The 12,760-nt window shown below is 48.9% G+C and carries 13 protein-coding genes; 7 read left to right on the forward strand and 6 right to left on the reverse strand.

The window, feature by feature from the left end; all coding sequences use genetic code 11:
* Positions 1-246: 246 nt before the first annotated feature.
* Positions 247-735 carry a Fur family transcriptional regulator gene (locus tag AB3Y94_RS10970; protein WP_367296249.1) on the reverse strand — a complete coding sequence of 163 codons (489 nt, stop codon included), beginning with the start codon at positions 733-735 and terminating at the stop codon, positions 247-249.
* A gap of 279 nt (positions 736-1,014) precedes the next feature.
* Here AB3Y94_RS10970 and AB3Y94_RS10975 point away from each other — a divergent pair, with 279 nt between their 5' ends.
* The 3 genes from AB3Y94_RS10975 (at position 1,015) to AB3Y94_RS10985 (ending at position 4,102) form a co-directional block, all read left to right on the forward strand.
* A complete protein-coding gene (locus AB3Y94_RS10975; protein ID WP_367296522.1) occupies positions 1,015-1,701 on the forward strand; it encodes a VIT family protein in 687 nt (228 codons plus the stop codon).
* A 12-nt stretch (positions 1,702-1,713) separates the two neighbouring features.
* Positions 1,714-2,430 carry a VIT family protein gene (locus tag AB3Y94_RS10980; protein WP_367296250.1) on the forward strand — a complete coding sequence of 239 codons (717 nt, stop codon included), beginning with the start codon at positions 1,714-1,716 and terminating at the stop codon, positions 2,428-2,430.
* Between the two features lie 82 nt (positions 2,431-2,512).
* Positions 2,513-4,102 carry an APC family permease gene (locus tag AB3Y94_RS10985; RefSeq protein ID WP_367296251.1) on the forward strand — a complete coding sequence of 530 codons (1,590 nt, stop codon included), beginning with the start codon at positions 2,513-2,515 and terminating at the stop codon, positions 4,100-4,102.
* Positions 4,103-4,408: 306 nt separating this feature from the next.
* Here the strand turns inward: AB3Y94_RS10985 and AB3Y94_RS10990 are convergent, their stop codons facing one another.
* The gene (locus tag AB3Y94_RS10990) at positions 4,409-4,855 is read right to left on the reverse strand and encodes a GNAT family N-acetyltransferase (RefSeq protein WP_367296252.1); all 447 of its coding nucleotides are present in this window, start codon (positions 4,853-4,855) and stop codon (positions 4,409-4,411) included.
* Positions 4,856-4,997: 142 nt separating this feature from the next.
* On the opposite strand from AB3Y94_RS10990, the gene AB3Y94_RS10995 reads away from it, so the two are divergent.
* A complete protein-coding gene (locus tag AB3Y94_RS10995; RefSeq protein ID WP_367296253.1) occupies positions 4,998-6,038 on the forward strand; it encodes a lactonase family protein in 1,041 nt (346 codons plus the stop codon).
* A 291-nt stretch (positions 6,039-6,329) separates the two neighbouring features.
* Positions 6,330-7,295 (forward strand): alpha/beta hydrolase, encoded by a 966-nt coding sequence (locus AB3Y94_RS11000; RefSeq protein ID WP_367296254.1) that lies wholly within the window; start codon positions 6,330-6,332, stop codon positions 7,293-7,295.
* A gap of 199 nt (positions 7,296-7,494) precedes the next feature.
* Here the strand turns inward: AB3Y94_RS11000 and AB3Y94_RS11005 are convergent, their stop codons facing one another.
* The 3 genes from AB3Y94_RS11005 to AB3Y94_RS11015 are packed head-to-tail and all read right to left on the reverse strand — an operon-like array spanning position 7,495 to position 11,457.
* The gene (locus AB3Y94_RS11005) at positions 7,495-8,409 is read right to left on the reverse strand and encodes a sce7725 family protein (RefSeq protein ID WP_367296255.1); all 915 of its coding nucleotides are present in this window, start codon (positions 8,407-8,409) and stop codon (positions 7,495-7,497) included.
* Complete coding sequence (locus tag AB3Y94_RS11010) at positions 8,409-9,098, reverse strand: hypothetical protein (RefSeq protein WP_367296256.1); 690 nt, start codon at positions 9,096-9,098, stop codon at positions 8,409-8,411. Before AB3Y94_RS11010 ends, AB3Y94_RS11005 begins: the two co-directional genes overlap by 1 nt.
* The gene (locus tag AB3Y94_RS11015; protein WP_367296257.1) at positions 9,088-11,457 is read right to left on the reverse strand and encodes a helicase C-terminal domain-containing protein; all 2,370 of its coding nucleotides are present in this window, start codon (positions 11,455-11,457) and stop codon (positions 9,088-9,090) included. Before AB3Y94_RS11015 ends, AB3Y94_RS11010 begins: the two co-directional genes overlap by 11 nt.
* 150 nt (positions 11,458-11,607) lie before the next feature.
* Here AB3Y94_RS11015 and AB3Y94_RS11020 point away from each other — a divergent pair, with 150 nt between their 5' ends.
* Positions 11,608-11,871: a PTS sugar transporter gene (locus AB3Y94_RS11020; protein WP_367296258.1), complete on the forward strand. Its 264-nt coding sequence runs from the start codon at positions 11,608-11,610 to the stop codon at positions 11,869-11,871.
* A 62-nt stretch (positions 11,872-11,933) separates the two neighbouring features.
* The gene (locus tag AB3Y94_RS11025; protein WP_367296259.1) at positions 11,934-12,137 is read left to right on the forward strand and encodes a hypothetical protein; all 204 of its coding nucleotides are present in this window, start codon (positions 11,934-11,936) and stop codon (positions 12,135-12,137) included.
* 250 nt (positions 12,138-12,387) lie between these two features.
* Here AB3Y94_RS11025 and AB3Y94_RS11030 read toward each other — a convergent pair whose 3' ends face one another.
* Positions 12,388-12,738: a hypothetical protein gene (locus AB3Y94_RS11030; protein ID WP_367296260.1), complete on the reverse strand. Its 351-nt coding sequence runs from the start codon at positions 12,736-12,738 to the stop codon at positions 12,388-12,390.
* Positions 12,739-12,760: the final 22 nt, after the last annotated feature.

Here is a 12,760-nt window from a genome sequence, read left to right on the forward strand (position 1 = left end):
TTTATCATTCGTTATCAACTATAAACATTATTAGACGCCTAGACAACCGCCACACGGGGCCTCAGAGCCTATATTACGATGGTAATAACGAGTACCGCGGCGTTTGTTCGCCGTGTTTTCAAATAGATTAAAACTTTACGACACCTGTAACGTCCTTGTAATATTGTTAGACCGGGCTTTATAGCAAGTCAAAAAACGACATTCCACCAAATGGGAGAAATGCCGCTCTGGGTAGGATGGTGCCGGTTACTTTTCGGCTGCCCAAGTTTGCCGGGTCGGGTCGATGTGGAGCTTTTGCTGACACTCTGGACACAGCCCGTAGACTTCGACGTGGTTACTGGTAATCAGGTAACCCGTTTGTTTTTTTGCTTCCGCGTTCAGGGTCGCTTCAATTTGATCGAAGGCGGGGGTGAAGACATCCGTAATTTTACCGCAGTTTTCACAGATAACATGGTAGTGGGGACGACCATAGAAGTCGTAGCGAATGCCACCTTTGTCATTGGGAAGTTCAATGACGATGCCCAGGTCGACTAATAAATTTAACGTGTTGTAGACCGTGGCCATACTGAGGTTAGGTAGTTGCTCAGCCAATGCTGCGAAGATGGTTTCGACAGCTGGATGGTTATGGTGAGTCACCAAGTAAGTTAAGATGATTTGACGTTGCGGGGTCACCCGGACGTGGTGTTCCTTCAGGGTCTGTAGGGCCTGATTTAAAAGTTGTTGCTGACTAGCCAAGGTTTTCCCTCCTTTTTAGAATGAATCTAGTTTGACTCTATTAAACCACATTTTGACGAGAGTGCCAGTGTTCTGCTTACTTTAGAATTATTTGTCATTAAAATGAAATTTTTTAATCATGATCATTTACTTTGGGCGGTCAAAGAGTACAATGGATTTGTTGTTAAGTAATAACGATTCTAAATTACTCAGAAATTGTTTGTTGTCCCAAACTTTTATTTACAACACGTGTTAAGATAGATGGGAACAGTTTGTGTGTAAATTCAGGGGGTAGATATGATGAAAAGAAATAAGAAGCCGGCGACACTGGCCCAACGAATCAATGTTTTACGGGCGAGCGTGATGGGTGCTAACGATGGTATCCTGTCCGTTGCTGGGATCGTTGTGGGGGTTGCTGGGGCGGCCACTAGTAGTTTTGCAATCTTTATTTCTGGCATTGCCGGTATGATTGCTGGTACGGTGTCCATGGCAATGGGGGAGTATGTCTCCGTCAACACGCAAAAGGATGCGCAGCGCAAAGCGATTGAAACGCAGACCGCGGCATTGGACGACGATTATCAAGGTGAGGTTGATTTCATCCGAGAAAAATACATCGCGAGTGGCATCAAGCCGGAATTGGCAACTCAGGCTACTAAGGAAATGATGGCCAATGATCCACTTAAGGCTAGCGTTCGGGAGCGGTTTGGATTTAACGTTGGTGAGTATACCAACCCATTTTCAGCAGCGATTGCTTCCATGATCTCTTTTCCAACTGGGTCAATCTTGCCTTTGGTGTCAATTAGCCTGTTACCAAAAGACTGGCGGATTCTCGGAACGTTTATTGCAGTGGTGATTGCGTTGTCGATTACCGGCTACGTGGCCGCTACGTTGGGGAACGCCAATCGCCGCAACGGGACTATGCGGAACGTAATCGCTGGAATTTTAACGATGCTCGTAACCTACGGCATCGGCCATCTATTTGCCTAGGGGGGTTCGAAGATGGAAGTAAACGAAGAGGTTCACGAAAAAAAACAGAAGAAACAAAAGCAACACCAAACTATGGATGAAAAATTAAACACGTTGCGGGCTGGTGTGCTCGGTTCTAATGATGGGATTCTAACCGTCGTTGGTGTATTGTTCAGTGTTGCCGCTGCCACGACTAACCAATTTACGATTTTTATTGCGGGATTGTCTGACCTACTAGCTTGTGCGTTTTCGATGGCTTCTGGTGAGTACGCTTCGGTTAGTACACAAAAGGACACTGAAAAAGCTGCAGTGGCCAAGGAACAGGCTTTGTTGCAGAGTAACTACGCTGATCAACAGGCTGCTGTTCAAAAGTTCTATGAGGAACGGGGCGTTACGCCCGAAACGTCTTTGGCGATTGCACAGGATCTGATGCACAAGGATGCATTGGCTACGGTGGTCAATGTCAAGGAAGATATTCAGTTGGGGCACTACATGAATCCTTGGGATGCAGCCTTTTCTTCACTGATTGCTGCTTCACTAGGAGGCACGTTCCCACTGGTTGCCATGACACTATTCCCGGCGGCAACGCAATGGCCAGCGACCATTGTGGCCGTGCTGTTATCCGTAACGTTGACGGGATACCTGAGCGCTAAGCTGGGACACGGGTTAGTTAAAACAGCCATTATTCGTAACGTCATTGTCGGTATCATTACGATGTTTATTCACTATTACGTCGGTCAATTCTTCTAATGGAATTCCAGGATTCTTAACATTTTGGCGGGGACGTAGTGTACAATGGGACAAACATCTCTGTGAAAGTGAGGAAACTGGCATGAAGCGCAAAATGAGTTTATTTTCTTTGATCATGTTAACGCTGAGCGCCATCATTGGGTCCGGCTGGCTATTCGGCGCGGGGATGGCTGCTCAGATTGCAGGACCTGCTTCAATTCTATCCTGGATATTGGGGGCCGTTGTGATTGGCCTGATTGCATTAAATTACATTGAATTAGGGACCATGTTCCCGACGAGCGGTGGGATGAGTCAATACGCCGCTTTTTCACATGGTCCGTTACTGGGGTTTGTCGCCGGTTGGTCGAATTGGTTGTCACTCCTGACGATTATTCCGATCGAAGCCGTGGCGGCGGTGCAGTACATGAGTTCCTGGCCCTGGAGTTGGGCTAATTGGACGCGGGGGTTTCTTAAAGCTGGTAATATTACCAACGAAGGATTAGTCATTGTCTTTCTCTTTATCTTGGCTTTCACCCTCTTAAACTTTTGGTCAGTCAAGTTGCTGACCCGGTTCACCAGTTTTATTTCGATGTTTAAATTATTGATTCCAACGTTGACCATTATCGTGTTGATCTGGACGGGTTTTGAGACCCAAAACTTTGCCCACGCGGCGGGGTTCATGCCAAGTGGTAGCGCGTCAATCTTCTCAGCAACCACAGCTGCGGGAATCATCTTTTCCTACAATGCCTTTCAAACGACCATTAACATGGGAAATGAAATTGAACATCCGGAGAAAAATATTTTTTGGAGCATTGTGATTGCTTTTGGTATCAGTGCCATTATTTATACGATGCTCCAGGTGGCCTTCATTGGGGCCGTTCCTGCTGGGAACCTCGCCCATGGTTGGCACGGTGTGAACTTCCAGTCGCCATTCGCAGACATTGCGATTCTATTAAACTTAGGTTGGCTGTCGACACTGCTGTATCTGGACGCATTCGTGTCGCCGTTTGGAACTGGCGTTTCCTTCGTGGCCACTACTAGTCGGGCGTTAGCTGCCATGACTGGGAGCAAGCACATGCCGACCAAATTGGGTGAAGTTAACCGCAAGTATCAGACGCCGCGGCGGGCCATGGTCGTCAACCTGTTGCTAGGGGTCGTACTGGTCGCTGGATTTCGGAATTGGAGTGCACTATCCAACGTGATTTCGACGTCTACGCTGATTGCTTACCTGACGGGGCCAGTCACGGTGACGGCGTTGCGGCGCCAAGCGCCCAACTTTATTCGGCCATTTCGCCTCCATGCGGTACACTGGTGGTCACCACTGGCATACATTTTGGCTAGTCTAGCCATTTATTGGGCTAAGTGGCCAACCACTATTGAAGTTTTTGGGGTCATTGCCCTGGGACTAGTTTTCTACGTTTATTATGAAGTACGACAACCGGCAGGCTGGTACGCTTTACGTGCAAGTCTAAAGGGAAGTCGCTGGTTACTAGCAGAAATGATCTGGCTGACGATTATGTCGTTGATCGGGAGTCATGAGTTTGGCGGTATTGGCTTTGCAGCCTATCCGTGGGACTTTGTCTTGGTAACGCTGGGGAGCTTGGGCTGTTACTATCTAGGGGTTCACGATGCCTACCACAGTGAATCCTTTGAGATTGCCGAGGAACTTAACTTACGAGTGAACGAGGAGTAGATTCAGGTGCGTCGTTGCGCTCTGGTGGCCAGGGACCTGAACCTTTAGTCAAAGGGCGGGCTTCTCGTTTGCTTTTAAGCCACAAAGGTCCGTTAGCTTAAAAGGTGCTCTGGTCTAGGTTTAGGTTAGCTAAGGACGCTAGTCAACGTCTTATGTCACACGTTTCGACTATAGATGTTCGGGACAAAAAAGGTTCTCAGACAAGTTGTCTGGGAACCTTTTTGGGCTTTATTCAGTTGAGAGTTTCTGTTCTACTGACGGCCTGTTGTTGCAACTAGTAAAGAATCATGATTAATGATAGCCATATTACTTGTGCCAGGTCCAAGGGCCATCAGTGGTTTGCGTGAAACCAGCAGCCACCAATACGACGTCGTCTAGGCGTTCGGGAGCAGTTAATTTCAGTGTCGTGAGCTGAAGCTCGTCGCGCCCAAAGTTAACTAGCCGGTCAACGATTTCTTGTTGCTCCGTCACAGGGAGTCGTTTGCCAATAAACCGAATCTGACCCTTGTGGGTGGTGAGGTCTAAGGCAGTGAAACCTGCCCAACCGACTAGCTTATGGGTCTGGCGCCGTTCGATACCCCACGTTAAGGCGGTACGGCTCATGGTATCGTGCATGGTGGTGTTGACCCATTCAGCTGTGGCCGCCAGGTCCTCGTTGGCAAGGTCGGCAACGTTCTTTAAATTGAAACGGGTGAGCCAGTCGAAACGAAATAAGGGGGTCAAGAGGGGATGATACCCTTCGAAACTAGACATGGATAGTGGGTCCTTTCAAAAAATGATTTATTCCCATTGTAACGGTCTTTGCGTGCAGTTACCAGTGACTTAATCGGTGTAGGCCAATCAGCTGTGCTATACTTAGGAGTGATATCTTGTTAAGTTGAAAGGGGCAGCACATATGACGGAAGAGTTTTATATTGGGACTTACACCAAGCGAATTAGCCGCGGAATCTACCGGGTCAGCGTTGACACGGCCACACCTAAGCTCATGGATTGCGAATGGCTGGCGTCAGCCGGAAGCCCAACTTACATTGCAAAGGCCAAAGCGCAACGGTTATACGTCATCAACAAAAAGGAAACTGATGGGACCACACACGGTGGCCTGATTATCTATGATGTTTCAGAAGAAAAGCCACGGGCAATTCAACAAGTCTTGGATATTGGGTCCTCACCAGCCTACGTGGCGGTCGACGAAGCTCGCCAATTAGTCTTTACGGCTAATTACCATACGGCTGCTGTAACGGTCTACGCCATCGCTGCCGATGGTACCCTGACGCTAACTGATAAGGTGATTGATCAAGATCCAGTCGGGCCAGCCCCAGAACAAGCTGACGGTCCACACCCTCATTTTGCAGACCTTACGCCAGACCAGCGGTTGGTCGTTTGTGATTTGGGCTCTGACAAGGTTTACCTGTATGATGTGTCAGCTGAGGGTAAACTTTCAGCTGTTAGCCAATTAGACTTACCAGCTGGTTATGGTCCCCGGCACATCGTGTTTGATGACAAAAAACACGTTGCCTACTTGGTCGGTGAATTGAGTAGTAACGTGGCTACGTTGAGCTATGATGCCGCTGCTGGCCAGTTTGCTGTTAAGGAAATTACATCAACGATCCCGGAAGATTGGACCGCTCACAACGGTGCCGCTGCCATTCGACTAAGTGCCGATGGTCGGTTCGTTTACGTGTCTAACCGGGGCAATAATTCTTTGGCAGTCTTTGCGACGGCTGAAGATGGTAGTCTGACGTTAGTTCAGCGGATTTCCACGGAAGGTGACTTCCCACGAGACTTCAACTGGACGGCTGATCAGAGCTTAGTCTTAGTGGTTAACCAAAATTCTGACAACGCCACGTTGTATCAACGGGACGCTCAGACTGGTAAATTAACGTTGGTTCAAAAGGACTTCATGGTGCCAGAAGGTGTCAGCGTCCTGCCAGCATAAACTAGAAAAATTAAGGCACAAGGTACTTAGTTGCTTTGTGGCGCATGTTTTAACGAGATGAACTGGTTGGTTAAAACGAAGAAGGTCTGGGACAAGCGTCTCAGGCCTTTTCTTATCGCCAATTTTGGCTTCTTAAAACGTGTGTTTCCCCGAGTACCAATTGTGCTAGAACGTGGTTAGGTGGTTTAACTATTAAACGATTATGCAGGGCCTTCGATTGGATTGACTGGCGATTCAGGGTATAAATGAGTAACGCTAGTTTTTGGGGATTTCAAAGAGGAGGACTGTGACATGGGGGAACGACTTTCTTTAGAACCAGCTGCGGTAGCGGTTTGTGAGGACAATAGTGCCCACCCGCGCTCGTATGAGTTGATTCCGGATGCTGGTCGGCAACTGTTAAGTGATTTTCAGGACCGGCCCATTGCTAAGGACGAGGTGACGATTGAAGATGAACCTTGTGACACTGGTGAATGGGGTATCATTAACGTTCGCTACATTCGGCCAATTGGGGCATTTGGCCGGTTGCCTGTGATCTTTTACATTCACGGTGGTGGGTGGGTCTTCGGAGACAGTCACACACATGATAAATTAATTCGTGAGTTGGCGGTTAGGACGCATTCAGTGGTCATTTTTCCAGATTATTCATTGGCGCCGGAGGCTCAGTATCCCACGGCAATTGAGCAAAATTATGCGGTTCTCTGCCAAACGGCGGCAGCCCACGGCCTGTGGGATGCTAGCCATCTGATTGTAGCTGGGGACGGCGTTGGCGGTAATTTGGCCACCGTGATGACCCTGATGGCCAAGCAGCGGAAGGGTCCCAGGATTACTGGTCAGTTGTTGTATTACCCAGTAACTGATACGGACTTCGAAACGGCTTCGTATCAAGAATTTGGTGAGGGCTACGGCTTAGCTAGCGCCGGGATGCAGTGGTTCTGGGACCAGTATGCACCTGACTCGGAAGACCGGGAGAAAAGTACGGTGGCTCCGCTAAAGGCAGATCAGTCAGAGCTGGTCGAATTACCGGCCGCCATGATTTTGACGGCAGAAGCGGATGTGACTAGAGATGAGGCCGAAGCCTATGCTTGTCGTCTTCGCCAGGTGGGGGTGGCGGTCACGCAGGTCCGGTTCCAGGGGATGGTCCATGATTTTGTCATGCTGAATGCGTTGGACAAGACGCGGGCTTGTCGGGCCGCCATGGACCTCTCGACCCAGTGGGTCATGCAACAACAACACTTGCTGGCTAACGTCTTTGACTGAAATAGTGGACACTGGTTCGTTTGCCAAATGAATTTTAAGTAAAAATCAGCTGAGGTTGCAGACAATTTATCCGCAACCTCAGCTACTTTGTTGGAAGATTAAAAGCTTCTAAAGGTCAGCTAAGTGGATTGTATTCACGATATTAACGTAAATTAAGCAATCTAGTGGAACCTTTCGCCTTACGCAGTGTTCCACTAGTTCAATTCAGTGGGTAGTGTGTGTTAAAGTAAGCCGCCATTGTCTGGAGGTGGTGTTCCAGACTGAGTCGTTTGACCACACCCAGACCGGGGAAGTGGTGCTGGGTGTGGTAGGCTGCGAGTTCTTGGGCCGCGGGTGTTTGAACACTAGTAGGTTGTTGCGGTAACCATTCAGCCAATTTGGCAACGGCTTGAAAGAACTTTTCCTTGGGATGCTTGAAGTCTGAGCGGTCGTCGGAAACGAAGCGGTGAATGCGAAGCTGCTCACCCGAAAAGTAGGTCAGATGGAGGGTGACCGCCCGGGCTGGGTAGCCGTGCTCACTGTAGTGGCCGCCACCAATGGTGTAGTCGCTGAATCCTTGATAGTGATTCTGAGTGGCTAGTTCCCAGTCATTGCTGAAAAAGCCGTCTTCAATGTCGGCATAGCTACGGTCGTGTTCCGGCAACCAAGCGTGATCAAAGAGGCTAATGGTTGGTCGCTGCAGGAGCTGCCGAATCCGAGCTTCTGGTGGGACTAACAAGTAGGTCACATTGGTTAAAATGCCAGCGTGCTGGGCTGCCAAAAGTTCGTCATATTGTCGACCAATCAGTAAAGTCTGCCGACCAGCGATTGGGGGACTAGCCACCGTGGTCGGGGTTAAAATATGACCAACGATGAGATTGGGATTATCGCGCCAACCCTGCCAGTCGTAAAGCTTTTGTTGCGTCAGCGCGTAATCGCTGACCGTAGGGTTCGCGATAAGGACCAGTGGCTGATCATGGTCCACGAAGGCGGCTACGGTTTGGGGGAGGGCCCGGATATCTCGAACGGGTTCGATAATGGGAATGATGTTACGTGGTAATATCCGTTGTTCAGCAATCTTTTTTAAGGCTAGAAGGTCGTACTGCCGACCACGAAAATAAGGGAAGTACAGCATTATGAACGCTCCTTTAGCTGTTCCTGTAAGGTGTGCAACTCTAGGTTTAAAGCATCTACCTCAGTCTGCAGGGCCGTCACAGCTGTCGATTGCGTATCCTCAATGAATTGCTCGTAAAAGTTAGCCTCCGGATCGTAAATGTCGTAGTGTTGGTGGCGCTTTTTGAGTTCTTGGTAGAGACGGTCGGTACCGTATTGCTTGAGACCGGTGGCCATGTGCTTGGCCTTGCCAACTTCACGAGCCTGTGAGGCAATAAACCGGGTGGTCAGCTGACTAGCTGGCACCTGCAAATCTTGGCGTCGTGGTGGGCGCGTCACGGTGAGATAGCCCGGTGCAACGGGAGTCTCAGTTGCAGTGGCTAAAAGTTCCTGAGCAAACGGTCGGTAAATGAGGACCCCGATGCCCGCGGGGATTTCGTCAGCCACTTCTTGGTAGAGGTCGAGTGGCAAGACGAAGTAGTTGTAGTGACCGACGAAGGAGAGCTTGGCTTTAGAATGAAAGTCACTCTTAGAGACCTTAAGTTCGTAACAACGCCATTCAATGTCGCCACTAGGCAATTCTTGGTAACTAAGCGTGTCAACGATGCCTTGCTCATCTGGCATGGTGACCTCTTCAACGGCAAAAGCACCTGCTTCTCTACAGTAATAGTAGAGGGTTTGTTCCATGGCAAGGGTCAATTTAGTTTTCATCGAATACCTCCTGGTGCCAAAAGTTCTGGATGGCTGTTGTTAGTTGTTCGGGTCGGTAGAGTCGTTGGAAATGTTGCCAGTGGCGCGGATATAGGTGCGTATAACGGGGGCTGGCAAAGCGTTGATCCATTAATAGAATGATACCTACGTCTTTGGATCCCCGAATTAACCGACCAGCAGCCTGAAAGACGTTGTTGAGGCCGGGCAACTGATAGGCAAAGGCGAATCCACGTTGGGACTGCGCATCGAAGTAGTCGCGAATTAAATCGGTCTCCGGATTGATACCAGGGAGACCGACACTCACGATGCCTACACCAATCAGACGGTCGGCCTTGAGGTCGATACCTTCGGCAAAAATACCGCCAAGCAGGGCGAATCCCACTAGCGTTTGTGCGGGGTCAGCCACAAAATTGGCAAGAAAGGCAGTACGGTCGGCCTCAGCCATTTGTGCCTCTTGAATCACAGTTTTGACGTGTGGATAGGCCAGTTGAAAGGCCTGACTTACATCGAGGAGGTAGCTACGGGAGGGCAGAAAGATGAGGTAGTTGCCCTGCTTTCCGTCGATCATGGTTTTAATGGCCAGCAGAATGTTAGCGAGATTGGCGTTACGTTGCTTATAAGTTGTTTGAATGTAGGTAGTGACCATAATGGCTTGGTGCTGTGGTTCAAAGGGTGAAGCCAATCGGTAGGCCAGACTGTCGGTGTCTCCACCCAGGACGGTTTGGTAATAGTCCATTGGTGACAGGGTGGCTGAGAAGAGAACCGCTCCATGGCCTAGTGCCAAACTATCCGCCAGAAAGGCACTGGGGTCCAAACAAAGTTCTTTCAGGGTGATGTTGCCATCGATAATTTCCAAGCGCATGCGGTAGGTTTCGTCAAAATACTCACCGATTCGTTGATAGCTGATGGCTGCAAAGTAATAGTCCAGGATGGCCTGTGTGAACGGAGTTTGTGGTTGGTCGACGAGCCAATCATGAATCGCTTCTACTAGGCGACTGAGGTCGTGATCGAAGTTTTCGGGTGGCGTGAGGAAGGTGCTGTCTGTCTGATTTTCCGCTAGCAGAGGTGCGGCCACATCGTCAAAGGTAGCGCGCAAGTCGAGGAGCCGGCGGTGCAACTTTTTGCTGGATTGGGGTAGGTCCCGACTTTGATTAATCAGGTGGTCGAGTGGTTGGCTGCTGATGGCCGCGGAGTACATTTCACGGGACCGGTTGACCAAGTTGTGGGCTTCATCAATTAGAAAAAAGTTGTTAGGATCTTCGGTGGCGAAGAAACGCTGCAGGTGGACCTGCGGATCGAAGAGGTAGTTATAATCACCGATAATGACGTCACAAAAAAGACTGGCATCTAGTTGGAATTCAAAGGGGTCCAGGGTGTGTTTACGTGCGTATTTTTCGATGACAGGGCGGGTCAGTTGGTCATTGTTCTGAATAAGATCTAGCAGCGCGGGTTTTAACCGATCATAGTAACCCAACATGTACGGGTTTTCTTCGGGCAGTAAGTCGGTTTCTTCGGGAAATTTGATTTTGTCCTTGGCAGTCAGCGTGATGCTTTTTAGTTTGAGTCCCTGTGTGGCCATCATAGCAATAGCTTCTTCAGCCACTCGACGCGTACTTTGCTTGGCAGTCAAATAAAAGATACGCTGAATCAAGCTTTCGCCGATGGCTTTGATGCTGGGGAAAAGAGTCGAAATTGTTTTACCCGTCCCAGTGGGAGCCTCGGCAAAGAGTCGTTTGCTGGTTAAAATTGTTTTGTAAACGGCGACGGCTAGCTCTCGTTGGCCTGGTCGGTAGTGGTCGAATGGGAAGGTCAACTGCTGAATGGTGGGGTCGCGCCGTGCTTGCAGATCCGAGCGGAATTTGAGCCAGGTAACGTACTCGGTGATGACCCCATCAAAGAATGTTTGGGCGTCTGATTTACTAATTATTTGGGTCTTCTGGGTGGTGGTTTCAGTATTCGTCTGAAAGTAAGTCAGGGTGAGCGTTACCGCATTTAAATCAGGCGCTTTTTCCATCAGTAAGTGCGCGTAGATCTTGACTTGAGCCCAGTAAAGGGTCAAGGTGTTCTTACTCAGCTGGTCAAAGACGGTTTCAGATGTTTTGATTTCTTCAATTTCAGCGGTGTCATCCGTGAGCGTTACGCCATCGGCGCGGCCATGTAGGAGATACGGATGGCCATTGAGCGTTAATTCTTGCTCAAGGTAGTACTCTTTTTGGTAGTTTTCGTCGCGTTGCTTCTGAAGACGACGGTGAATCTGGGCGCCTAACAGGGCGGTGTTTTGACTACCTGAGGTGTTACTCAGGTCGCCCGTTCGTAGAGTGAATTCGACTAATTCACGAACCCCCAATTTATTTGTCATACCGGCGTCTCCTCCATTTCTGGCAATATCATACCACACTTTTACCTTGGTTTGAACGCGTGTTCGTGAACCAGGAGGTCTTGTGAAAAAGAATAAATAGTCTTGGCAAATGTAACGTAAGCGCTTACAATATAGATAGAGGTGAGACGTATGAAGACGATAGGATTTCCTCTTTATCAAAGTATCCCGACGACTGAGCAGACTGATAGCTTACAGAGAGCTTGTCAACACTATCGTGGCACGGCTATTATTAAGATCAATGATGTCGAATTAGACCCCTTGAATCCAGAATTAGGACGTGAATTGGCTCGGTACGCGGGTCAGTTCGTCCAAGTTGTTACGGATGGTCCGGATGAAGCCAATCTTGCGTCAACGATTCACCAGCAACTAGTAGCCCAGAAGTTCTGTTACTGAATCCCTTGACGATGTTGGGGAATTTCACTAAGCTCAGAGTGAGTGCTGAGGAGGCGTTGTGCTTGACGCAAGAGCAAGTTGAACGGTTATGTCGGATTGCCCCTAAGTATGGACTTTACTTGGAACATCAAGGTTCAGTCATTACTAAGGTCGATGAACAAACCACAGACCTGGACACCGCAAAGTATATGCCAGATCAGTTTATCGATCTTCTCTCTCAGATGATTGCGACTAAGATGAAGGTGGATCTCTGGCAATGGCAATAAGTATGTAAACGAAAGAGCGTGCGCTAGGAGGCGATTAGCTGCCTTTCAGCGCACGTTTTAGAAATACAGCAAAAAAGGTTTGGGACAAAGTCTCAAGCCTTTTTTGCTTTGAACCTATTATAGTTGAAACGTGCGCCAACAGGCAGTCAACTTCGCTTAACCCCGATAGACCAACAATCCAAGACCAGGATTATTCGTCTATCGACGTTAATGCTCATTGACTAACCGCCTCTTGCCTCACTCTCTTTTGTTACGCTTCTTCCCAACGATCGAAATCTTTGGCGTGACTGTCTAAGTAAGCCAGGGCTTCCTTGGCCAGGGACTCACTTGCAGCGGTAAAGTCATGTTCAGTGTCTTCGCCATCAGCGTCGGCTTCATCACGAAGAAAGCCAGCAGCTAGGTCGAGGTATTTGGTTCGTCGACCAACCCCGCTGTCTTTAAATAGGTCATCTAATCCAGTTAAATCTGTTTTAGCAGCAGCTGACACCTGCTGTGCCAAGTCTTGCTTGGGCCCTAACTTGCTAGCAGCGTAGTCCATTAAGAAGTCGTTCATGTCAACAATAATGGCATGACGGGCTGCCCGTTCATTTTTCTTTGCCACTTTTGGTCACCTCTTAATTTCA

The organism is Levilactobacillus yonginensis, from assembly GCF_964065165.1.
GTDB lineage: Bacteria > Bacillota > Bacilli > Lactobacillales > Lactobacillaceae > Levilactobacillus > Levilactobacillus yonginensis_A.